Annotated in this window: 22 protein-coding genes; 15 read left to right on the top strand and 7 right to left on the bottom strand. The window is 74.0% G+C overall.

What is annotated here, in order from left to right:
- Positions 1–120: 120 nt before the first annotated feature.
- Entirely contained in the window at positions 121–402 is a 282-nt protein-coding gene (locus OIM89_RS05455; RefSeq protein WP_030698195.1) for an HPr family phosphocarrier protein, read from the bottom strand.
- A 147-nt stretch (positions 403–549) separates the two neighbouring features.
- Here OIM89_RS05455 and OIM89_RS05450 point away from each other — a divergent pair, with 147 nt between their 5' ends.
- The 3 genes from OIM89_RS05450 to OIM89_RS05440 all read left to right on the top strand — a co-directional run bounded on the left by OIM89_RS05450 (position 550) and on the right by OIM89_RS05440 (position 5,283).
- Positions 550–3,426: a bifunctional GNAT family N-acetyltransferase/acetate--CoA ligase family protein gene (locus OIM89_RS05450; RefSeq protein ID WP_030698194.1), complete on the top strand. Its 2,877-nt coding sequence runs from the start codon at positions 550–552 to the stop codon at positions 3,424–3,426.
- 76 nt (positions 3,427–3,502) lie between these two features.
- Positions 3,503–4,102 (top strand): DUF5998 family protein, encoded by a 600-nt coding sequence (locus OIM89_RS05445; RefSeq protein WP_003951325.1) that lies wholly within the window; start codon positions 3,503–3,505, stop codon positions 4,100–4,102.
- Complete coding sequence (locus tag OIM89_RS05440; RefSeq protein ID WP_195730247.1) at positions 4,102–5,283, top strand: alkaline phosphatase family protein; 1,182 nt, start codon at positions 4,102–4,104, stop codon at positions 5,281–5,283. The genes OIM89_RS05445 and OIM89_RS05440 overlap by 1 nt, the downstream gene beginning before the upstream one ends.
- Before the next feature lie 43 nt (positions 5,284–5,326).
- Here OIM89_RS05440 and OIM89_RS05435 read toward each other — a convergent pair whose 3' ends face one another.
- Entirely contained in the window at positions 5,327–6,127 is an 801-nt protein-coding gene (locus OIM89_RS05435; protein WP_030698192.1) for a VOC family protein, read from the bottom strand.
- Between the two features lie 245 nt (positions 6,128–6,372).
- On the opposite strand from OIM89_RS05435, the gene OIM89_RS05430 reads away from it, so the two are divergent.
- Positions 6,373–7,200, top strand: coding sequence for a sulfurtransferase (locus OIM89_RS05430; RefSeq protein WP_047469258.1), 828 nt, complete (start codon positions 6,373–6,375; stop codon positions 7,198–7,200).
- 75 nt (positions 7,201–7,275) lie between these two features.
- Here the strand turns inward: OIM89_RS05430 and sepH are convergent, their stop codons facing one another.
- A complete protein-coding gene (gene sepH / locus OIM89_RS05425) occupies positions 7,276–8,310 on the bottom strand; it encodes a septation protein SepH (RefSeq protein ID WP_030698190.1) in 1,035 nt (344 codons plus the stop codon).
- 477 nt (positions 8,311–8,787) lie between these two features.
- Between sepH and OIM89_RS05420 the strand changes: the two genes are divergently transcribed.
- The gene (locus OIM89_RS05420; RefSeq protein ID WP_264491038.1) at positions 8,788–9,915 is read left to right on the top strand and encodes a hypothetical protein; all 1,128 of its coding nucleotides are present in this window, start codon (positions 8,788–8,790) and stop codon (positions 9,913–9,915) included.
- A gap of 19 nt (positions 9,916–9,934) precedes the next feature.
- Here OIM89_RS05420 and OIM89_RS05415 read toward each other — a convergent pair whose 3' ends face one another.
- Positions 9,935–11,284 carry a D-arabinono-1,4-lactone oxidase gene (locus tag OIM89_RS05415; protein WP_175457714.1) on the bottom strand — a complete coding sequence of 450 codons (1,350 nt, stop codon included), beginning with the start codon at positions 11,282–11,284 and terminating at the stop codon, positions 9,935–9,937.
- Complete coding sequence (locus OIM89_RS05410; RefSeq protein ID WP_030698187.1) at positions 11,211–12,485, bottom strand: MFS transporter; 1,275 nt, start codon at positions 12,483–12,485, stop codon at positions 11,211–11,213. Before OIM89_RS05410 ends, OIM89_RS05415 begins: the two co-directional genes overlap by 74 nt.
- A gap of 119 nt (positions 12,486–12,604) precedes the next feature.
- Here OIM89_RS05410 and OIM89_RS05405 point away from each other — a divergent pair, with 119 nt between their 5' ends.
- Both OIM89_RS05405 and OIM89_RS05400 read left to right on the top strand, forming a co-directional pair.
- Positions 12,605–13,720, top strand: coding sequence for a ferrochelatase (locus OIM89_RS05405; protein WP_175457713.1), 1,116 nt, complete (start codon positions 12,605–12,607; stop codon positions 13,718–13,720).
- Positions 13,721–13,751: 31 nt separating this feature from the next.
- Positions 13,752–14,561 (top strand): inositol monophosphatase family protein, encoded by an 810-nt coding sequence (locus tag OIM89_RS05400; protein WP_264491037.1) that lies wholly within the window; start codon positions 13,752–13,754, stop codon positions 14,559–14,561.
- A gap of 93 nt (positions 14,562–14,654) precedes the next feature.
- Here the strand turns inward: OIM89_RS05400 and OIM89_RS05395 are convergent, their stop codons facing one another.
- On the bottom strand, positions 14,655–14,831 hold the full coding sequence (locus tag OIM89_RS05395; RefSeq protein ID WP_195730244.1) for a hypothetical protein: 177 nt from the start codon (positions 14,829–14,831) through the stop codon (positions 14,655–14,657).
- Between the two features lie 320 nt (positions 14,832–15,151).
- Between OIM89_RS05395 and OIM89_RS05390 the strand changes: the two genes are divergently transcribed.
- The 4 genes from OIM89_RS05390 (at position 15,152) to OIM89_RS05375 (ending at position 18,726) form a co-directional block, all read left to right on the top strand.
- Positions 15,152–15,805 (top strand): response regulator transcription factor, encoded by a 654-nt coding sequence (locus OIM89_RS05390; RefSeq protein ID WP_195730243.1) that lies wholly within the window; start codon positions 15,152–15,154, stop codon positions 15,803–15,805.
- 5 nt (positions 15,806–15,810) lie between these two features.
- Positions 15,811–17,082, top strand: a complete 1,272-nt coding sequence (locus OIM89_RS05385; protein WP_030698183.1) for a sensor histidine kinase — start codon at positions 15,811–15,813, stop codon at positions 17,080–17,082.
- A gap of 394 nt (positions 17,083–17,476) precedes the next feature.
- Complete coding sequence (locus tag OIM89_RS05380) at positions 17,477–17,773, top strand: DUF4193 domain-containing protein (RefSeq protein ID WP_003951337.1); 297 nt, start codon at positions 17,477–17,479, stop codon at positions 17,771–17,773.
- A complete protein-coding gene (locus OIM89_RS05375; RefSeq protein WP_264491774.1) occupies positions 17,755–18,726 on the top strand; it encodes an EcsC family protein in 972 nt (323 codons plus the stop codon). Before OIM89_RS05380 ends, OIM89_RS05375 begins: the two co-directional genes overlap by 19 nt.
- 345 nt (positions 18,727–19,071) lie before the next feature.
- On the opposite strand, the gene OIM89_RS05370 is transcribed toward OIM89_RS05375, so the two are convergent.
- Entirely contained in the window at positions 19,072–19,530 is a 459-nt protein-coding gene (locus tag OIM89_RS05370; RefSeq protein ID WP_030698181.1) for a DUF3093 domain-containing protein, read from the bottom strand.
- A gap of 58 nt (positions 19,531–19,588) precedes the next feature.
- Here OIM89_RS05370 and OIM89_RS05365 point away from each other — a divergent pair, with 58 nt between their 5' ends.
- The 4 genes from OIM89_RS05365 to OIM89_RS05350 all read left to right on the top strand — a co-directional run bounded on the left by OIM89_RS05365 (position 19,589) and on the right by OIM89_RS05350 (position 22,269).
- Positions 19,589–20,173, top strand: a complete 585-nt coding sequence (locus OIM89_RS05365; RefSeq protein ID WP_023421489.1) for a PaaI family thioesterase — start codon at positions 19,589–19,591, stop codon at positions 20,171–20,173.
- The gene (gene dut / locus OIM89_RS05360) at positions 20,170–20,685 is read left to right on the top strand and encodes a dUTP diphosphatase (protein ID WP_030698180.1); all 516 of its coding nucleotides are present in this window, start codon (positions 20,170–20,172) and stop codon (positions 20,683–20,685) included. Before OIM89_RS05365 ends, dut begins: the two co-directional genes overlap by 4 nt.
- A gap of 1 nt (position 20,686) precedes the next feature.
- Entirely contained in the window at positions 20,687–21,451 is a 765-nt protein-coding gene (locus OIM89_RS05355; protein ID WP_030698179.1) for a DUF3710 domain-containing protein, read from the top strand.
- A 173-nt stretch (positions 21,452–21,624) separates the two neighbouring features.
- Positions 21,625–22,269 carry a TetR/AcrR family transcriptional regulator gene (locus tag OIM89_RS05350; RefSeq protein WP_030698178.1) on the top strand — a complete coding sequence of 215 codons (645 nt, stop codon included), beginning with the start codon at positions 21,625–21,627 and terminating at the stop codon, positions 22,267–22,269.
- Positions 22,270–22,282: the final 13 nt, after the last annotated feature.

The following is a 22,282-nucleotide window of genomic DNA, read 5'->3' as shown; positions in this document are numbered from 1 at the left end:
CGCCCCGGGCAACCCTCACGCCACCCCCGCCCGCCGAAGGAAACGCGACGCCCCCAAGGCAAACCAACCCCCCACCCAGCCTCGTCGCGCCCCAGCCCCCTCGGGCCTGACGCCGCCAACTCAAACAGTCTCCGGAAGCTCGTCCAACCCCTCCGCCACCAGCCTCGCCAGCCGCTCCAGCGCGGCCTCCGCGCCGTCCGCGTCGGCGGAGAGGACGATCTCTTCCCCGCCCTGGACGCCGAGGCCGAGGACGGCCAGCATCGAGGCGGCGTTGACCGGGGCGGTGTCCGGCTTGGCGATGGTCACGGGGATGCCGGAGGCGGTGGCGGCCCGGACGAAGATGGAAGCGGGACGGGCGTGCAGGCCCTCGGCCCAGCCGACGTTGACGCGGCGCTCAGCCATGTTGAAGCTGCCCTTCACGGATCGGACGATGTTGTCTAGACCAGACTCGCACACCGCTCCGGACGAACCGGCAAGGGACATCCGGCCCCCGGAACAAGGCCCAGCCTGCCCCGTGCCCGACGGCTCCGCGACCCGTACGCTGCTCTCATGGACACCCCGTCGGACCAGCACGCCTATCCCGCCCACTGGGAGGCCGACGTGGTCCTCCGCGACGGCGGCACCGCGCGCATCCGGCCCATCACCGCCGACGACGCCGACCGCCTGGTGAGCTTCTACGAGCAGGTCTCGGACGAGTCGAAGTACTACCGGTTCTTCGCGCCGTACCCGCGTCTGTCGGCCAAGGACGTGCGCCGCTTCACCCACCACGACCACGTCGACCGGGTGGGGCTGGCCGTGACGATCGGCGGCGAGTTCATCGCCACCGTCCGCTACGACCGGATCGACGATCGCGGCATGCCCGCCTCCGCCCCGGCCGACGAGGCCGAGGTCGCCTTCCTCGTCCAGGACGCGCACCAGGGCCGGGGCGTCGCCTCCGCCCTGCTGGAGCACATCGCGGCGGTCGCCCGCGAGCGCGGCATCCGGCGTTTCACCGCCGAGGTGCTCCCCGCCAACACCAAGATGATCAAGGTCTTCACCGACGCGGGCTACCAGCAGAAGCGCAGCTTCGAGGACGGCGTGGTCCGCCTGGAGTTCGGCCTGGAGCCCACCGACCGCTCGCTCGCCGTGCAGCACGCCCGCGAACAGCGCGCCGAGGCCCGCTCGGTCCAGCGGCTGCTGGCCCCCGGCTCGGTCGCCGTGGTCGGGGTGGGCCGCACCCTCGGCGGGGTCGGCCGCAGCATCCTGCGGAACATCCGGGAGGCCGGGTTCACCGGCCCGGTCCACGCCGTCAACCAGGGCTTCCCCGACACCGGCGACACCGTCGAGGGCGTCCGCGCCCACCGCTCCGTGCGCGACATCGCCGAGCCGGTCGACCTCGCCGTCATCGCCGTCCCCGCCGAACGGGTGCCCGAGGCGGTGGCCGAGTGCGGCGAGCACGGCGTCCAGGGCCTCGTGGTGATCTCCGCCGGTTACGCCGAACAGGGCCCCGAGGGCCGCGAACGCCAGCGCGCCCTGGTCCGCCAGGCCCGCTCGTACGGCATGCGGGTCATCGGCCCCAACGCCTTCGGCGTCATCAACACCACCCCCGAGACCCGGCTCAACGCCTCCCTCGCCCCCGAGCTCCCCGTGCCCGGCCGCGTCGGCCTGTTCACCCAGTCCGGCGCCATCGGCATCGCCCTGCTCTCCGCCCTCCACCGCGACGGCGGCGGCGCCGACGGCGTCCCGAACCCCACCGGCGTCTCCACCTTCGTCTCGGCGGGCAACCGCGCCGACGTCTCGGGCAACGACGTCATGCAGTACTGGTACGACGACCCGCACACCGACGTCGCCCTGATGTACCTGGAGACCATCGGCAACCCCCGCAAGTTCACCCGCCTCGCCCGCCGCACCGCCGCCGCCAAGCCGCTCGTCGTCGTCCAGGGTGCCCGGCACAGCGGCGTCACCCCCACCGGCCACCCCGCCCCCGTCACCCGGCTGCCCCACGCCACCGTCTCCGCCCTGCTGCGCCAGGCCGGCGTCATCCGGGTGGACACCGTCACCGAACTGGTCGACGTCGGCCTCCTCCTGGCCGGCCAGCCGCTCCCCGCAGGTCCCCGCGTCGCCATCCTCGGCAACTCCGAGTCGCTCGGCCTGCTCAGCTACGACGCCTGCCTCTCCCAGGGCCTGCGCCCGCTGCCGCCCCGCGACCTCACCACCGACGCCACCCCCGAGGACTTCCGGGCCGCGCTCGCCGCCGCCCTCGCCGACGACGGCTGCGACGCCGTGGTGGTCACCGCCATCCCCTGGGTCGGCGCCGACGGCGTCCCCGAACGCCCCGACGGCGAGGCGCTCGGCGCCGCCCTGCGCACCGCCCACGCCACCGCCCCCGACAAGCCGGTCGTCGTGGTCCACGTGGAACTCGGCGGCCTCGCCGAAGCCCTCTCCGCCGCCGCCGGCACGGGCCCCGGCAGCCCCGCCACCCAGCGTGGCCCGGCCCCCTCCCCGGCCGCCGACTCCGCCGCTCCCGCCCCCGACGAGGCACCCCCCGTCCCGCGCACCCGCCGCATCCCCGCCTACCCGGCCGCCGAACGTGCCGTCCGCGCCCTCGGCGAGGCCGTCCGGTACGCCCAGTGGCGCCGCGAGGCCCAGCGCCCCGGCGGCGTACCGGAGTACGACGACATCGACGAGCGGGGCGCGGCCGCCGACATCACCCGGCTGCTGGCCGCCGCCGCTCCCGGGCAGGAGGGTGCCGTGCCGCGCGCCCACACCCTCGGCGCCGAGGACACTCGCGCCCTCCTCGCCCGCTACGGCATCGAGGTCCGCCCCACGCTTCCCGCGCCGGACCCGGACACCGCCGCCCGCGCCGCCGCCGAGCTGGGCTACCCGGTCGCCCTCAAGACCACCGCGCCCCACCTGCGCCACCGCGCGGACCTCGGCGGGGTCCGCCTCGACCTCGCCGACGAGGCCCAGCTGCGCCAGGCGTACGCCGAGCTGACCGGCCTCTTCGGCACCCCGGCCGAGCTGCGGCCTGTGGTGCAGCCGATGGCGCCGCGCGGCGTCGACACCGTGGTGCGCACCGTCATCGACCCGGCGGTGGGCGCCGTCCTCACCTTCGGCCTCGCGGGTGCCCCCTCCGAACTCCTCGGCGACACCGCCCACCGCCTCGTCCCCGTCACCGACCGGGACGCCACCGCGATGGTCCGCTCCATCCGCACCGCCCCGCTCCTCTTCGGCTGGCGCGGCTCGGCCCCGGTCGACACCCCGGCCCTGGAGGAGCTGCTGCAACGCGTCTCGCGGCTGGTCGACGACCACCCCGAGGTCGTCGACGTGCAGCTGGAGCCGGTGGTGGTCGCCCCGCGCGGCGTCAGCGTCCTCGGCGCCTCGGTCCGCCTCGCCCCGCCGCCCGCCCGCGACGACCTCGGCCCACGCACCCTGCCCGCCTACTGACCCGCCCCCCCCCGCCGCCCGGACACCTCGCCCGGCCCGTCCCCAGCTGTCGGTGCGCCCCCGTAGGATGGTCCGCATGGCTAAGACCGGTACGACGACCCAGGGGCTGCGCGCGGCGATCGAGCGCAGCGGCTACTACCCGGCCCTCGTGGCCGAGGCGGTGGAGGCCGCCGTGGGGGGCGAGCCCGTCGCGTCGTACCTGGTCCATCAGGAGACCACCTTCGACGCGAACGAGGTCCGCCGGCACGTCACGGTCCTGGTCCTCACCCCCACCCGGTTCATCGTCAGCCACACCGACGAGCAGGCCGCCGACTCAGGCTCGCCGACCGCGCTCGCCACCACCTCCACCGAATCGGTGAAGACCGGCCGGATCTCCTCCGTGGTCCTCAGCCGCGTCGTGGCCAACCCGGAGTCGTACACCCCGGGCACCCTGCCCCGCGAGGTCGTCCTGACCATCGGCTGGGGCGCGGTCTCCCGCATCGACCTGGAGCCCGCCGCCTGCGGCGACCCCAACTGCGAGGCCGACCACGGCTACACCGGCAGCTCCACCGCCGACGACCTGAGCCTGCGCGTCAGCGAGGCCGGCGACGGCCCCGACACCGTGCGGCAGGCCCTCGCCTTCGCCCAGGCGCTCTCGGAGGCGACGGCCGCCACCGCCACGCCGGCCGGCCGCTGATGCCCCCTTCCGCCTGGCCCGAGCCCCTTCCCGTCGCCTCCGCCCCCGTCCCGGCCTACGGCAGCGGCTCGCTCGCCGACCTGCTGCCCACGCTGGCCGCCGGCTCCGGCGTACCGGGCATGACGGCGACCCTCACCGAGCTGACCCCCGCCGACCGCAACTGCGTCTTCCTCATCGACGGGCTCGGCTGGCACCAGCTCCTCGCCCACCCGGCCGAGGCGCCGTTCCTCTCCTCGCTCATCGCCACCTCGCGCGGCGGCACGGGGCAGCCGCTCACCGCGGGTTTCCCCGCCACCACCGCCACCTCGCTCGCCTCCGTCGGCACCGGCCGCACCCCCGGCGAGCACGGCCTGCCCGGGTACACCGTGCTCAACCCGGACAGCGGCGAGCTGATGAACCAGCTCCGCTGGAAGCCCTGGACCGACCCGCACGCCTGGCAGCCGCACCCCACGGTCTTCTCCCTCGCGGACGCGGCCGGGGTGCACACCGCGCAGGTCTCCGCCCCCGGCTTCCACCACACCCCGCTCACCCAGGTCGCCCTCAGCGGCGGCACCTTCCACGGCCGCCTCTCCGGCGAGGAGCGGATGGACCTGGCCGCCGCCCAGCTCGCCGCCGGGGACCGCGCGCTGGTCTACACGTACTACAGCGAGGTCGACGGCAAGGGCCACCGCTTCGGCGTCGACTCCGACGCCTGGCGCGGCCAGCTGATGTACGTCGACGGGCTCGCCCGGCGCCTGGCCGAGCAGCTGCCGCCGCGCAGCGCCCTCTACATCACCGCCGACCACGGCATGGTCGACATCCCCTTCGACGACCGCCACCGCTTCGACGTCGACGAGGACTGGGAGCTGAACGCCGGCATCCGCCTCCTCGGCGGCGAGGGCCGCGCCCGCCACCTCTACGCCGTCCCGGGCGCCGCCCGCGACGTGCGCACCGTCTGGCGCGAGGTGCTGGGGGAGCAGTGCTGGGTGGCGAGCAGGGACGAGGCGATCGAGGCCGGCTGGTTCGGCCCGCACGTCGAGAAGCGGGTCCGTGACCGGCTCGGTGACGTGATCGTCGCCGCCCGGGACGACGTGGCGGTCACCGCCACCCGCCGCGAGCCCAACGAGTCGGCCCTGACCGGCATGCACGGCTCGATGACCCCGGCCGAGCAGCTGGTCCCGCTGCTGGAGGTCCGTACCTGAGGCCCCGGCCCGGGCGGCGTACCGCCCGGGCCTCCTGGGGATGTCAGCCCGCCGTGTCCGGCCGGGCCACCGTGAAGACCGCGCCCGAGGGGTCGGCCACCGTGGCGGTCCGGCCGTGCGTCCCGTCGCGCGGCGGCCGCTGCACCCGCCCGCCCAGCTCGATGACCCGGTTGACCGTCTCGTCCACGTCCTCGACCGCGAAGTGCGTGTGCCAGTGCGCCGCCGCGAGCTCCCCGAGCGCCTGTCCGACCCCCAGGACGGAGGCCACCGGGCGCTCGCCCAGGAGCAGCGTCGCGGCGTCCTCCGCCGCCTCCTCCCGCTGGGCCTCGAAACCGAACGCCGCTCGGTAGAACGGCAGGACACCGGCGGTCTCCCGCGTCACCAACTCGTTCCACAGCACCGACCCGGGGACGCCCTCGACGGCGGCTCCCTGGTGCTCGCGGCCCTGCCAGATCCCGAAGATGGCACCGGAGGGGTCGGCCGCCAGCGCCATCCGCCCGGCCTCCTCCGCGTCCAGCGGGCCCACCCCGACCGTGCCGCCGCAGTGCCGCACCGTCCCGGCCGTCTCGTCCACGTCGTCCGCCGCCAGATACGGCGTCCACGCCACCGGCAGCGACTGCCCCTCAGCCATCCGCCCGATCCCGGCCACCACCCGACCGTCCAGCAACGCCCGTGCGTACGGCCCGAGTTGCTCCGGCCCGGGCCGGAACTCCCAGCCGAAGAGCTGCCCGTAGAACTCCTGACTCGCCGCCAGGTCGTCGGCCATCAGGCTCACCCAGCAAGGTGTGCCCGGCACCGGCCGCTCGGTTCTCTGGTCCACCGTCTGCCCCCGCACCACACTCATCTGCCACTCTCTCCTCGGACCGTCCGTCGTCGGGCACGCGCCGGGCCCGCACCCGGACCGCACCACGCGTAAGCGCAGCCTGCCCGATCCGTCGTTTCTCACCCGTTGCCACGCCATGGCCTTGAGGTCACAGTCCGGGATCACCCGGTGTACGTGAGTCCGTACAGACGGTACTCCGTGCGGGCGATCCGGTCACCTTCTCCGGCGACGCGGACCCGGCGGCGCCGGTGCGCGAGGATGGCCCCATGAACGCGATCATCTCCGCCACCGCACTCGCCGGGGAGCTCCAGGGCCCCCGCCCGCCCGTCCTGCTCGACGTCCGCTGGCAGCTCGGCGGCCCCGACCGGCGCCCCGCCTACCTGGCCGGTCACCTGCCGGGTGCCGTCTACGTGGACCTGGACCGCGAGTTGGCCGGCGGCCCCGGTGAGGGCGGGCGCCACCCGTTGCCGGACGTCGAGGCGTTCGGCGCCGCGATGCGCGCGGCCGGGGTGGACGCCGGCCGCCCGGTCGTCACCTATGACGGCGGCCAGGGCTGGGCGGCGGCCCGCGCCTGGTGGCTGCTGCGCTGGGCCGGCCACCCCGAGGTGCGCGTCCTCGACGGCGGGCTCGCCGCCTGGGACGGACCGCTGGAGACGGGCGAAGTCACGCCGGAGCCGGGTGACTTCATTCCGGACCCCGGCCAGTTGGAGCTGCTGGACGCCGACGGCGCCGCCGCGCTGGCCGCCTCCGGAGTGCTCCTGGACGCCCGCGCCGCCGAGCGGTACCGGGGCGACGTCGAGCCCATCGACCCGGTCGGCGGCCACATCCCGGGCGCTCTCTCCGCCCCGACCACCGAGAACACCGGGGAGGACGGCCGCCTGCTCCCGGCCGCCGAACTCGCCGGCCGCTTCGCCGCCTTGGGCGCGAACCCCGGCAAGAAGGTCGGCGTCTACTGCGGCTCCGGCGTCTCCGGCGCCCACGAGGTGCTGGCCCTGGCGGTGGCCGGAGTCGACGCCGCCCTCTACGTCGGCTCCTGGTCCGACTGGTCTGCCGACCCGGCCCGCCCTGTCGCCACCGGCCCGCAGCCGGGCTGACCCGCACACGGCAGGACGGCCCGTACACCTCACCGGTGCACGGGCCGTCCTGCCGTGTGCGGGTCCGGGGGAGCGCTACTCCTTGCTCTTGCGGCGGGTGCCGAAGACGATCTCGTCCCAGCTCGGCACGGCCGCCCGACGGCCGGGCCGGACGCCGTCCGCCTCGGCCTGCCGGTCGGTGGAACCGATCAGCCGGTCGCGGTGGGCCGCCACCGCTCTCGGCATGAGCACGTCCGCGTAGGCCGAACCGGCCGAGGCGGCGGGCGCCGGCGGCTCCTCGGCCTCCTGCTCCTGCTCGGGCTCCTCCAGCGGACGCTCGGCCGCCGGGCGCTCGGGCACCACCATGTCGCCACGGAAGCTCGGCACCGCCTCCAGCAGGCTGGTCAACGAGTCCCGGCCGCCCTGCTCGGCGGTGGCGGGCAGCTCCTCGGTCTCCGGCTCCACCGCGTGCGGGCCGCGCTCGGGGCGCTCCGGACGCTCCCTCGGCAGCCGGGCGATCCGCGGCACGAAGGGGAAGCTGGGCTCGGGGGCCGACACGTCGTCGGACTCGCCGATCAGCGAACGGGCCTCGTCGTCCACCGCCTGCACGAGGCGGCGCGGCGGGTCGTAGCTCCAGCTCGCCGAGTGCCGCTCACCCGCGACGCCGTAGACCAGCAGGACCTCCCAGGTGCCGTCGTCGCGGCGCCAGGAGTCCCACTGCACGGTGTCGCGGTCGGCGCCGCGCAGCAGCAGGCGCTCGCGGACGGCCTCGCCGAGCTGGGGGCCGGTGTTCTCGCCGGGCCGGCGGACGGGAGTCTTGCGGGCGCGCTCGGCCATGAAGGCGCGCTCGGCGAGGACGGGGCCCTCGAAGCGGCGGACGCGGTCCACGGGGATTCCGGCGAGCGAGGCGACCTCCTCGGCGGAGGCACCGGCCCTTATCCGCGCCTGGATGTCGCGCGGGCGCAGGTGGCTCTCGACCTCGATCTCGATCTGGCCGAGACGAGGCCGGTCACCGCGGACGGCGGCCCGGAGCCGCTCATCGATCGGAAGCGTGTACTCCGTACTGTCCGCAGCTTTGAGCACCAGCCGTGTGCCGTCGTTGCTGACGGCCACGACACGCAGTTCGGGCATGGGGACCTCCCGGGTGGTGCCTGCCGACGTCACGTGCGTCGCTGCTTCCGCTAGTCGTGTGTGGTCTGCCCGGGTGCAGCCGACCACAACCTTGCCGAGTTGCCCGGTGGGCCGGATGTGAGTCCCGCGCCACCGTGATGTCACCGTTCCTGACTGAAGCCGCGCGGCGTGCCCGCGCTGCTCACCCGGTGCCGTGAAGCCCTCTCCCGCGGCTCCGGCCGACCCCTCGGGGCCTGAAGGAAACCCAGGTGGGAGACCGGACCCAGGGCTCGCAACAGTACTCCATTCGGGCCACGGGGGTGGACCGGCACGCCGCTGAACTTCTCACAGGGAGCGGGAGTTGGTCGACGCCTTTGTCGTCCGGCGCCTCCCTGAGGTGGCCTGCTTCACAAAACCCCCAGAAGCGGAACCATTCGATTCGCCCAATTGTCGTTTTGTGGTGCAGGGTGAACGAGAAGGGCGAAAACGAGGCGGGAGATGCGCGAGACCACGCAGGCGAAGGAAGTCGGCACCCGAAGCGGTGAGGAGCCGCAACAGGAAGCGAAGCGCATCGATCTGAGTGTCCCGCAGGTCGCGGGCTCCGCCGTGGCCGCGGTCGCGGGCGCCGTCGCCGCCTCCCAGCTCGGTGTCTACGGCACCGTCATCGGCGCCGGTGTGATGAGTGTGGTCGCCACCACCGGAGGCAGCGTCTTCCAGCACCTCTTCCGCCGCACCGGCGAGCAGATACGTGACGTCGCGCACGTCCGCCCCAAGGGCGAGCCGGGCCCCGACGTCCCCGACACCTTCCGCGCGGACCCGGAGCCGGACCCGCTCACCGACCCCGCCCCCGGCCGCGTCGCCTCCGCCGACCCCGCCACCGCCCACACCGTCCCGGGCGACCCCCCGGCCCCGGTCGAGGCCACCCAGCTCCTGGGCCAGGCCGACCCGGAGGCGACCCAGCTCCTGGGCCAGGCAGATCCCGGGACGACCCAGCTCCTCGGCCAGGCCGACCCCGACGCCACCCGTGCCCTCCGCGTCCCGGCCGCCCACCCCGCCGAGGCCGACCAGGCCACCCGTCTCCTGCGCGCCGCACCCCAGCCCTCCGGACCGGAGACCGGCGAGTTCGGCGAGGCCACCACCCACCAGGCCCGGCCCAGCCGCTGGAAGCGGCCGCTGATCAGCGCGGCCGCCGTCTTCGCCCTGGCGATGGGCGGCATCACCGGCTGGGAGCTGGTCTCCGGCCACGCCCTGAGCGGCGACTCGGGCCCCACCATCAGCCACCTCACCGGCAACCGCTCCCAGCCCTCCGGCGACCAGGAGGAGGAGAAGGCGCCCGCGCCCGAGGAGACACCCTCCGGCGAGGCGCCCTCGGACGGCGCCTCCGACGCCCCCTCCAGCCAGGACCCCGAGGACGGCACCGGCTCCACCGGCGCGCCCGGGGAGGGGACGAGCCCGGCGCCCACCCGGCCCGGGGAGCAGCCCGGTACCCCGGACGGCTCGACCGGTGACCGGAGCCCGGCGCCCACCCCGACCCCCTCGGCAGGGGAGCCGGAGCAGCCGACCGGCCAGCCGTCCGGGGGCGTGCCCTCCGGCGCCGCGCCCGAGGAGGACGCCCCCGCCGGGTGACCGGCGCGGGGGAGCGGGGTCAGTCGCCGAGGACGCGCCGCAGGTAGTCGTTGCCGAAGACCCGGTCGGGGTCGAGGCGGTCGCGCAGGGCCGTGAACTCGGCGAAGCGGGGGTAGACCTCGGCGAAGTACTCCGCGTCCCGCGTGTGGATCTTGCCCCAGTGGGGCCGGCCCTCGTGGGCGGTGAAGATCCGCTCGGCGGCGGTGAAGTACGCCTGGTACGGCGTCCCCTTGTAGAGGTGGACCGCGATGTAGGCGGTCTCCCGGCCGGAGGCGGTGGAGAGGGTGATGTCGTCGGCGGGCGCCGTCCGCACCTCCACCGGGAAGCTCACCCGCAGCGGGGAGCGGTCCACCATCGCGCGCAGTTCGCGCAGCGCCGGGACCAGGGCCTCGCGCTCCACCGCGTACTCCATCTCCACGAAGCGGACGCGGCGCGGGGAGGTGAAGACCTTGTAGGGGATGTCCGTGTAGGTGCGGGCGGAGAGGGCGCGGCTGGAGAGGCGGGCCAGGGAGGGGATGGTCGCGGGGACCGCTCGGCCCAGGGTGTTGGCGGCCTGGAAGACGCCGTTGGAGAGGAACTCGTCCTCGAACCAGCCGCTGAGGCGGCCCACGGGGGCGGCCGGGCCCGCGGTGCGGTTGTTCCGCTTGGTGGAGCAGTTGCCGGTGTGCGGGAACCAGTAGAACTCGAAGTGCTCGTTCTCCGCGACGAGCTGGTCGAACTCGGCGGTGACCTGGTCGAACCCCATGGGCTCCTCGCGGGCCCGCAGCAGGAAGACCGGCTCGACGGCGAAGGTCAGCGAGGTGATCACGCCGAGCGCGCCGAGCCCGATGCGGGCGGCGGCGAACAGCTCCGGGTTCTGCTCGCGGGAGCAGGTGAGGAGGGAGCCGTCGGCGGTGACCAGCTCCAGCGCGGTGATCTGGGCGGAGATCGAGGCCGAGGCGCGCCCGGTGCCGTGGGTGCCGGTGCTGGTCGCCCCGGCCACCGTCTGCTCCATGATGTCGCCCATGTTGGTCAGCGACAGGCCCTCGCGGGCCAGGGCCACGTTGAGCCGCTTCAGCGGGGTGCCGGCGGCGACCGTGACCGTCCCGGCCTCGCGGTCGATCTGGATGCCGGTCAGCAGCTCGGGGCGTATCAGCAGGCCGTCGGTGGCGGCCGCCGCGGTGAAGGAGTGGCCGGTGCCGACCGCCTTGACCCGCATTCCGTGCGCCGCGGCGTCGCGCACCGCGCCGGCCAGTTCGGCGGCCGAGGCGGGGACGGTCTCGCGGGCCGGGCGGGCCGCGACCGTCCCCGCCCAGTTACGCCAGGTCCCGTTCCGGGTGCGTACCGGACTCGCCGTCCTGGTGCTGCCCTGGGTCTGCTGCTCGTCCATCAGGTCCCTCCCGCTGCGGCGCCGGGCTGCTCAGCCGGCGGTACCCCAGGAACCCGACGAGGACCGCGGCGGCGCCGGCGGCCGCCGGAACCCAGTACCCCGCCTTCGCCCCCGCCGCGTCGATCACCCAGCCGGAGACCGACGAGCCGAGAGCGACGCCGACCGCCAGACCCGTACTCACCCAGGTCATGCCTTCGGTCAGCTTCGCGCGGGGCACGTGCTGCTCGACGAGGGCCATCGTCGTGATCATCGTCGGCGCGATGCACAGGCCCGCCACGAACAGTGCCACGGCCAGAAACGGCAGGTTCCCGACCAGTTGGAGGGGGATCATACTCACGCCCATCGCGACGACGCCCAGCAGCCACCTGCGGGCCGGCGCCCCGCCGAAGTGCAGCAGGCCGAAGACGACGCCCGCCAGACACGACCCGGCGGCGTACGTGGCCAGCACCAGGCTGGCCGCGCCCTTGTGGCCCTGCTCCTCGGCGAAGGCGACGGTGACCACGTCGATCGCGCCGAAGATCGCGCCGGTCGCCACGAAGGTGCCGACCAGGACCTGGAGCCCGGCCGAGCGCAGGGCCGAGCCCTTGGTGTGGTGCTCGCGCGGGTGGGGGACCGGCTCGGTGGAGCGCTGGGCGGTGAGCGAGAAGACGCCCGCCGCCAGGAAGACCGCCGCCAGCAGCGGCCCGGCCTCCGGGAACCAGGTCGTCGACAGACCGATGGAGACGATCGGGCCGAAGATGAAGCACGCCTCGTCGACCACCGACTCGAAGGAGTACGCGGTGTGCAGCTGGCGCGGCTGGTCCCGGTAGAGCGCCGCCCAGCGGGCGCGGACCATCGAGCCGATCGAGGGCACCGCGCCGATCCCGGCGGCGAAGAGGAAGAGCGTCCAGTCCGGCAGCGAGAACTGCGCCGAGAGCAGCAGCCCCGCCACCGCCGCCAGCGCCACCAGGGTGGCCGGCCGCAGCACGCGCCGCTGGCCGTGCAGGTCGACCAGGCGGGAGATCTGCGGGCCGATCAGCGCCGCCGACAGCGCCACCATCGCCGAGAGCGCCCCGGCCAGCCCGTACCTGCCGGTGAGCTGCGAGATCATCGTGACGATGCCGATGCCCATCATGGACAGCGGCAGCCGCCCCACGAATCCGGCGGCGGAGAAACCCCTGCTGCCCGGGGCGGAGAAGATGGCGCGGTACGGGCTGGGCAAGGCGGGCTCCGGGCAGGCTGAACGTAAGGTGTGAGAGGGGCTCATACAGCTTACGGGCCGACGCGGCGCGACCGCAGCCCCGATTCCTCGCCCGGGTCGCCTGGTGGCAGGATCGAGACATGTCCGATGTGCGCGATGCCACCCCCTACGACGCCCTCCTGCTGCTCTCCTTCGGCGGCCCGGAGGGACCCGACGACGTCGTCCCCTTCCTGCGGAACGTGACGCACGGCCGCGGAATCCCCGAAGAGCGGCTGAAAGAGGTGGGGCAGCACTACTACCTCTTCGACGGGATCAGCCCCATCAACGCCCAGAACCGCGACCTCCTCGACGCCCTGCGCGCCGACTTCGCGGAGCACGGCGTCGAGCTGCCCGTCTACTGGGGCAACCGGAACTGGAGCCCCTACCTCCCCGACACCCTGCGGGAGATGGCCAGGGAGGGGCACCGCCGCATCGCCGTCCTGGCCACCAGCGCGTACGCCTCGTACTCGGGGTGCCGCCAGTACCGCGAGAACCTCGCCGACGCGCTGGCCGCGCTGGAGGACGAGGGGCTGCCCGTGCCCCGGGTCGACAAGCTCCGGCACTACTTCAACCACCCGGGCTTCCTGGAGCCGATGATCGACGGGGTGCTCGCCTCCCTCGCCGACCTGCCCGAGGAGGTGCGCGACGGCGCGGAGATCGCCTTCACCACGCACTCCATCCCGGACGCCGCCGCCGACACCTCGGGACCCCGCGAGGACCACGGCGACGGCGGCGCCTACGTGGCGCAGCACCTGGACACCGCCCGAGTGATCGCCGACGCGGTCCGCGAGCGCACCGGCGTCGACCGCCCCTGGTCCCTCGTCTACCAGTCGCGCAGCGGCGCCCCGCACATCCCGTGGCTGGAGCCGGACATCTGCGACCACCTGGAGGAGCGGCACGCGGCCGGCGTCCCCGCGGTCGTCATGGCCCCGATCGGCTTCGTCTCGGACCACATGGAGGTCCGCTACGACCTCGACACCGAGGCCACCGCCAAGGCCGCCGAACTGGGCCTGCCCGTGCGCCGCTCGGCCACCGTCGGCGCCGACCCGCGGTTCGCCGCCGCCGTCCGCGACCTGCTGCTGGAGCGGGCCGCCACCGAACGCGGCGAGCACCCGGCCCGCTGCGCCCTCGGCGCGCTCGGCCCCAGCCACGACGTCTGCCCGGTCGGCTGCTGCCCCGCCCGCTCGCCGCGCCCCGCCGCCGCGGGGATGGACTGACCCGCCCCGCCTACCTAGGAGCAACCAGCCCGTGACCGACCCCAACACCGGACTGCTCGCCCTCGCCCTGGAGGCCGCCCGCCGCGCCGGGGACTTCCTGCGCGACGGGCGCCCCGCCGACCTCGCGGTGGCCGCCACCAAGACCAGCGCCATCGACGTGGTCACCGAGATGGACATCGCCTCCGAGAAGATGATCACCGGCTTCCTCGCCGACCGCCGCCCCGAGGACGGGTTCCTCGGCGAGGAGGGCGCCAGCACCGAGGGCACCAGCGGCGTGAAGTGGATCATCGACCCGCTCGACGGCACGGTGAACTACCTCTACGGCCGCCCCGCCTGGGCCGTCTCCATCGCCGCGGAACGCGACGGGGTGACCGTCGTCGGCGTCGTCCACGCGCCGATGCGCGGCGAGACCTGCCGGGCCGTCCTCGGCGGCGGCGCTCACCTGGACGACACCCCGATCCAGGTCAACACCGCGCCGCCGCTCGACCGCGCCCTGGTCGGCACCGGCTTCGGCTACCTCGCCGACCGCAAGGCCCACCAGGCCGCCGTCGCCGCCTGGATCATCCCCGAGGTCCGCGACATCCGCCGGGGCGGCTCCGCCGCCATCGACCTCTGCGACGTCGCCACCGGCCGCCTCGACGCGTACTACGAGCGCGGGCTCAACCCCTGGGACTACGCGGCCGGGGAGCTGATCGCCCGCGAGGCCGGCGCCCTCACCGGCGGACGCCCCGGAGCCCCCGCCTCCACCGAACTGGCGGTGGCGGCCCCGCCCGGCCTCTTCGAGCCGCTCCAGGAGCGCCTGGAGGCGTACGGAGCCTGGCACGACGGCACCTTGGCCTGACCCCCGCACACGGCCGGGCCCCGGCCCCTCTCGGCAGAGGGGCCGGGGCCCGGTCGCGTGCGCGCCGACGGTGACGGCGGTGCGGGTGGGTGGTCAGGCGGTGGAAACCGTGTGGACCTGGACGCCGTGCTCGGCGGCCAGCCGCTGGAGATCCTCCAGCTCGCCCTGCTCGACCTCGGCCAGGAACTCGTCCCCGGTCTCCTGGGCCCGGGTCAGATCCGACTCGGTGGCCTCTATACGCTGAAGCAGACCTGCGGTGAAAGCGTCCATGATGCGCCCCCTCGTCAAGGTGTGGGTGGGTCGGCGGCACGGGGGTGTGCCTCGAAAAAGGGGTGACCACGCCCAGGGGCGGCTCCGCCGGGGAATGCCGGACGTGGCATGAGCCACATGCCAGGGGTGATCGCGGGTGTGCAGTCGTCCTCCCCGCGCCCCGGACGCCGGAAACCTCGGGGTTCCGCCGACTTGCGGAATCCTTCCTTCCCGTCCGGGTGGCTCCCGCCTTACCGCCGGTTTATGGCCGAAAGGGGCAGGATGGAGCCTCATCAGAGGACCGGCGCCCCCTCGGGGTGCCCTGCGAAAGGATCAGCGACGTGCGTGTACTCGTCGTCGAGGACGAGCAGCTGCTCGCCGATGCGGTGGCCACCGGACTGCGCCGGGAGGCCATGGCCGTCGACGTCGTGTACGACGGGGCCGCCGCGCTGGAACGCATCGGCGTCAACGACTACGACGTGATCGTCCTCGACCGGGACCTCCCCCTGGTCCACGGGGACGACGTCTGCCGCCAGGTGGTCGAACTCCAGATGCCCACCCGGGTCCTGATGCTGACCGCCTCCGGCGACGTCAGCGACCGGGTCGAGGGACTGGAGATCGGCGCCGACGACTACCTCCCCAAGCCCTTCGCCTTCACCGAGCTGATCGCCCGGGTCCGCGCGCTCGGCCGGCGTACCAGCGTGCCGCTGCCGCCGGTCCTGGAGCGCGCCGGGATCAAGCTCGACCCCAACCGCCGCGAGGTCTTCCGCGACGGCCGGGAGATCCAGCTCGCCCCCAAGGAGTTCGCCGTCCTGGAGGTGCTGCTGCGCAGCGAGGGCGCCGTGGTCTCCGCCGAGCAGCTGCTGGAGAAGGCCTGGGACGAGAACACCGACCCGTTCACCAACGTCGTCCGGGTCACCGTCATGACGCTCCGCCGCAAGCTGGGCGAGCCCGCGGTCATCGTCACCGTGCCCGGCTCGGGCTACCGGATCTGACCGGCGTGGCCGCGAGCCCGGCGCCGCGCCCCGCGCCCCCCAAACCCCCCTCCGCGCCGCCCAGGCCCACCTGGGACCCGCGCCGCCCGCCGCAGCAGGCGTGGCTGCGGCCCACCATCCGGATACGGCTCACCCTGCTCTACGGCGGGATGTTCCTCATCGCCGGCATCCTGCTGCTGTCGATCATCTACCTGCTCGCCGCCCAGGCCGTGCACGTCGGCAACGAGCTGCCGTTCCAGGTCACCAGCGGCACGTTCACGATCTACAGCGACGCCTGCCCGGCCCTCTCCGGCCGCCGCTTCACCAGCTCGGGCGCCTTCAACGACGCGATGAAGCTCTGCATCGACCACCAGCGCCAGCAGGCCCTGGACGATCTGCTGAGCCGCTCGCTGCTGGCCCTGGTCGGTCTCAGCGTGATCGCCTTCGCCTTCGGCTACGCCATGGCCGGACGGGTCCTCGCGCCGCTGGGCCGGATCACCCGGACCGCGCGCAGCGTGGCCGGCTCCGACCTCTCCCGGCGAATCGAGCTGGACGGCCCGGACGACGAGCTCAAGGAGCTGGCCGACACCTTCGACGACATGCTGGACCGCCTGGAGCGGGCCTTCACCGCCCAGCAGCGGTTCGTCGCCAACGCCTCGCACGAGCTGCGGACCCCGCTGGCGATCAACCGCACCCTGCTGGAGGTGCAGCTCTCGGACCCGGGCGCGCCCCCCGAGCTCCAGCAGCTCGGCAAGACCCTGCTCGCCACCAACGAGCGGAGCGAGCAACTGGTCGAGGGCTTGCTCCTGCTGGCCCGCAGCGACAACCAGATCGTCGAGCGCAAGCCGGTGGACCTCGGCGAGGTCGCCACCCGCGCCGTCGAGCAGGTGCGCGGCGAGGCCGAGCAGCGGGAGGTGGAGCTGCGCCCGGACATCGCCGAGGCGGTCGTCCAGGGCAACGGCGTCCTGCTGGAGCGGATCGCCCTGAACCTCACGCAGAACGCCGTGCGCTACAACCTGCCCCCCGGCGAGGGCGGCTGGGTGGAGGTCTCCACCGAGCTCCAGCACGGGCAGGCGGTGCTGGTCGTGACCAACACCGGACCGGTCGTCCCCGCGTACGAGATCGATCAGCTCTTCGAGCCGTTCCGGCGGCTGCGGACCGAGCGGACCGGGAGTGACAAGGGGGTCGGGCTGGGCCTGTCGATCGTCCGGTCGGTGACCCGGGCGCACGGCGGAAGGATCACCGCGGAGCCGAGGGAAGGCGGAGGACTCGTGATGCGTGTCACACTTCCGTTGTGACGTCCTGCGGGGCATTCGTTTCCGTGTTCGCTTTGAGCGGAATTTTCCCGGCATGGAACTGGTTCTCCGCTGTGTGATCGATCACAGGATCGAATGATCGTCCTTCTACTCTCAGTGACCGCTAAGGCCCTTGAAAACCCTGCAAAATGCGGGTTTTCCAGGGTCCCGATCACGGGAAGTGCACAAGGTGGCCCGTGCGGGACGGGGCGCCGGGACCGTGTACGGTCCCCTTCGCCATCCAAGACGATCACCTCTTCCGAGGTGCGTTTGGGTGTCGATTGAGTAACAGACCTTGATGTGAGGCAAAATCTCCGCCTCAGGTCGGGCACAAGTCCGGCCTCCCAGGCGTTACCGCGCTGGAGATATCACAGACACCCAGAGGGGGAGAGCTGACATGGCAACGGACTACGACACCCCACGTAAGACCGATGACGACCTCAACGAGGACAGCATCGAGGAACTGAAGGCCCGGAGGAACGACAAGTCCACCTCCACGGTCGACGTCGACGAGTTCGAGGCCGCAGAGGGCCTCGAGCTTCCCGGAGCGGACCTCTCCAACGAGGAGCTGGCCGTCCGGGTGCTGCCCAAGCAGCAGGACGAGTTCACCTGCATGAGCTGCTTCCTGGTGCACCACCGGAGCCAGCTCGCGCGCGAGAAGAACGGCCAGCCCATCTGCCGCGACTGCGACTGAGGCAGGCCGGCCGTGACAGGCACGACACCGCCGCGGAAGTTTCCCTTCCTGAAGCGGCGGGGGACGGCGCGCCGTCCCCGGCGGAATCTGACGGCGAGCGGGGCCTTGGGGCCTCGCTCGAGGCAGAGGACACCACGGACGGGGACCCAGGGCCCCACAGCGGCGGTACGGGCACGGGGGAAGGCCTGATGGCCACCGAGCCCGCCACACCCGCTCCCGGCCGCGTGGCGGCCGTACGGGACGGACTGCTCCGGCAGGGCCGCAACGCCAAGGCCGGACTCGGCGTTCTCGCCGACCGCGTCATCGAGATCGCCCCGCGCGTCCCGGTGCGCGACCTCCACACCCTCCGCGCGCAGTTCCCGGGCCTCGGCCCCGAACAGCTCGCGGACAAGCTCATCAGCGGCGCCGCCCACGGCACCTCCACGGTGGGGGCCTCGGTGGGCGCTGCCGCCATGCTCCCGGTGCCGCCGGCCATGCCGGCCGAACTGGCCGCGGAGATCACCGCCGTGGCCGCGATAGAGCTGAAGCTCATCGCCGAACTCCACGAGGTCTACGGGCAGCGTCCCGAGGGCGGGGCCACGCGCCGGGCCACCGCCTACCTGACCTCCTGGACCAACGAGCGGGGGATCGACGTCGTCCGCCCGCTCACCATCACCGCGGCGCTCAGCGGGCCCCTCAAGCGCGACCTGCGTCAGCAGATCACCAAGCGCATGATCCGCAATCTGCCGAACCTCGTCCCCTTCCTGGTGGGCGCGGCCGTCGGCGCGGTCATGAACCGCCGTGACACCCGCAAGCTCGCCGAGCGCGTCCGGCAGGACCTGCGTGCCGCCCAGGTCCCCTGGGACCAGCTCACGTCCCTCCCACCCCTGGACAAGCCCGAGCTGCCCCCTTCAGCCTTCGACGCCACCCCGGACGCCCTCCCGCCGGCCCCCCACGACGACCGGCCCACCTGACGCCCGTCCTGCCCCTGCTTCTCGGCCTTTGCCGCACGTTCTTCCGTGCCGGTGGGGTGGCCTCAGCCGCCGGCCGGGCTCGGGCTGGCGGAGCTAGCTGGCGTGTTCGCTGCCGCATGGCCTCGGCGTTGGTGGGCGGGGCTTCGGCTCATCGTGCCGGGAGCCCGAGCGCATCAAGCCCGGCCGGCGTTTGAGGCCATCCCCCCGGCGGGGGGGGGGAACGCCCGGGCAAGATCCAAGCCCGGCCGGCGATCGAGGCCACCCCACCGGCACCGGGACGCCGCCGAGGCAGAACGACGGAGCCCAGCCCCGCCGACCCCTGTGAAACCGGCGCGCCCCGCGGCGTCAGCCTTCGCGGACAGGGGAGAGGGCCGCCGCCAGGCGCTCGGGGTCGCGGGTGGAGAGGTACAGGTACGGCGTGGGGTCGGCCGGGTCGGTGACCTCGACGCGCAGGGCCGTCGGGATGTAGCTGCGCAGGAGCATGAAGGCGCGCGGGTCGGCCTTGTGGCTGCGCCAGGCCACGGCCTCCTCGGCGTCCAGCGGCTCCGCCGCCCCGAGCGCCGACAGCGGGATGCGCGCGTCGCCCGCGATCAGCGCGTCCCCCACGACGCGGATCTGCGCCGAGCCGTACGTGCTCAGCCCCGCCGCGCCGGCCGCGGCACCGACGACCAGGCCGATGAGCATCGCCAGCAGGCCGAGCGGCATGACGATCAGGCCCGAGGTGAGGCCGACGATCGCCACCAGGGCCCACCAGGCGCGGGGCGCGGTGAGGCGCTCGGCGTACTGCGGAGTGTTGGGGTGCATGGGATCAAGCTTGGCACGGTGTCGGTCGGGAGCCGACGCACGGGTAAGGTCTGCGCCTGTGAGTGGACGAACACCTGCGTTGACGCCCCCGGACAGCGCCCTGGCGCCGGTGCGGCACCCCGATGCCCCGGCCCCCGGCGAGCCCATCGGTACGCACTACGAGCACTGTTTCGGCTGTGGCGGCGAGCAGCCGCACGGACTGCACCTCGCGGCGAGGGCCGGTGAGGGCGTCTCGGTGACCGCCGAGTTCCTGGTGCGTCCCGAGCACCAGGGCGCCCCCGGCCTCGCCCACGGCGGCCTGCTGGCCACCGCGCTCGACGACACGCTGGGTGCCCTCAACTGGCTGCTGCGGGTCATCTCGGTCACCGGCCGCCTGGAGACGGACTACCTGCGGCCCGTACCGGTCGGCACCGTGCTGCACCTGTCCGCCGAGGTCACCGCAGTCGACGGACGCAAGATCTACGCCACCGCCGAGGGCCGCCTCAACGCCCCTGACGGGCCGGTCGCGGTCCGCGCCGACGCGCTCTTCGTCGAGGTCAAGGTCGAGCACTTCACCGAGAACGGCCGTCCGGAGGAGATCCAGGCCGCCATGGACGACCCCGACCAGATCCGCCGCGTCCGCGCCTTCGAGGTGAACCCGTGACCCGCCCCCCGCTGGAACTGCGCGTACGCCGGCTGCACCCCGAGGTGCCGCTGCCCGCCTACGGCAACCCGGGCGACGCCGGCGCCGACCTGTGCACCACCGAGCCGGCCGTGCTGGCCCCGGGGGAGCGGGCGGTGCTGCCGACCGGGATCGCGATCGCGCTGCCCGAGGGGTACGCCGCCTTCGTCCACCCCCGTTCGGGGCTCGCGGCCCGCTGCGGTCTGGCGCTGGTGAATGCCCCGGGGACGATTGACGCCGGGTACCGTGGGGAGATCAAGGTGATCGTGGTCAACCTCGACCCGCGCGAGAAGGTGCGGTTCGAGCGCTTCGACCGGATCGCCCAACTGGTCGTCCAGCAGGTCGAGACGGTGCGCTTTCACGAGGTGTCGGAGCTTCCCGGCTCGGTACGGGCCGAAGGGGGCTTCGGGTCCACCGGCGGGCATTCCGCCGTGGGCGGCGGCGAGGGTGGGAACCATTACGCTTCGGTCGTAGCCGACCGGGAAGGACAGTGACGTGTTCGGACGTCGCAAGAAGACCGACTCCGCCGAGGACACGGCGGGCGTGACCGGGGAGACCGGGCAGGCCGAGGAGAGCGCGGACGCCGAGGAGTCGGCGACGCGCCGGACGGCGCTGCCGCCCGCCCCGCGCCCCGACGGCCCCTGGGACTCCTCGGAGGTCCGCGAGCCCGGTGAGGGCCGCGTCGATCTCGGCGGTCTGTTCGTGCCCGGGGTGGAGGGCATGGAGCTGCGCGTGGAGGTGGCCGGGGACGCGATCGTCGCCGCCACCGTCGTCCTGCGGGACAGCGCCATCCAGCTCCAGGGCTTCGCCGCGCCCAAGAAGGAGGGCATCTGGGGCGAGGTCCGCGAGGAGATCGGCTCGGGCATCACCCAGCAGGGCGGCATCATCGAGGAGGTCGAGGGCCCGCTCGGCTGGGAGCTGCGCGCGCAGGTCCCCGTCCAGCTGCCCGACGGCAAGAGTGGCTACCAGGTGGTCCGCTTCGTCGGCGTCGACGGCCCCCGCTGGTTCCTGCGCGGGGTCATCTCCGGCCAGGGCGCGGTGCAGCCGCAGGCGGCCGGGCTGCTGGAGCAGATCTTCCAGGACACCGTCGTGGTCCGCGGTGAGGGCCCGATGGCGCCGCGCGACCCGATCGTCCTGAAGCTCCCGGACGACGCCCAGATGGTCCCCGAGGGCGTCCAGCAGGAGAACCAGCAGACCTCCCGCTTCTCCGGCGGCATGGGCCAGCTCGCGCGCGGCCCGGAGATCACCGAGATCCGCTGACCGCACCGCACCACCCGCACCGCCGCCGCACGGGCCGCACCCTCGTCAGGGGTGCGGCCCGTCGCGTTGCCGCACCCCCGGATTTGTTCCCGATCATGGCCGCTGCGGGCTGAGAGGTACGTCCCACCGGGACACATGTCCCTTGCGGACGCCTCAGGAGTACCGTCGGAAACATGAAGGCGACGGAGACTTCGGGGGAGGACCGCAGACGGCTCAAGGCCCGGCAGACCCGGACCGCGCTCGCCGCTGCCGCCCTCGATCTCATCCTCGAACGCGGCCTGAACGCCGTGACCGTCGAGGCCGTCGCCCACCGCGCGGACGTCACGCGCCGCACCTTCAGCCGCCACTTCGGCGGCAAGGAGGACGCCGCGCTCGACTTCACCCGCGAGGACGGCGCCGCCATCAACGCCGCACTCCGCGCCCGCCCGGCCTGCGAGCCCCCGCTCGTCGCCTACCGGCGCGCCGTACGCGACTGGCTGGCCGACACCCGCACCCCCGGCTGGCACCAACTGCCCCGGGTGCGGTCCCTGCTGGCCCTCGTCGACGACGAACCCACGCTCTTCGCCGCCTTCGAACGCATCCGCGCCGACGCCCAGGAGGAGTCGGTCCGGATCATCGCCGAGCGGCTCGGCACCGACCCGGCCGAGGACCCCGGTCCCGGCGTCGTGGTCGGCGCCGCGGCCGGCGTCCTGACGGCCGCCCTGCGCCAGTGGTGGCGGGGCGGCCCCGAAAGCGCCGAGCGCCTGCCCGACCTGGTCGAGCAGAGCTTCGACGTGCTCCTCGGGGAGGTCGCCCTGGCGGCCCCCCACGCACCGTGAACAGAGAGACAGC

The organism is Streptomyces sp. BI87 (genome assembly GCF_025957665.1).
GTDB lineage: Bacteria > Actinomycetota > Actinomycetes > Streptomycetales > Streptomycetaceae > Streptomyces > Streptomyces albidoflavus.
The sequence above is the reverse complement of the archived record's forward strand: the minus strand, read 5'-3'. Positions and strand labels throughout refer to the sequence as shown.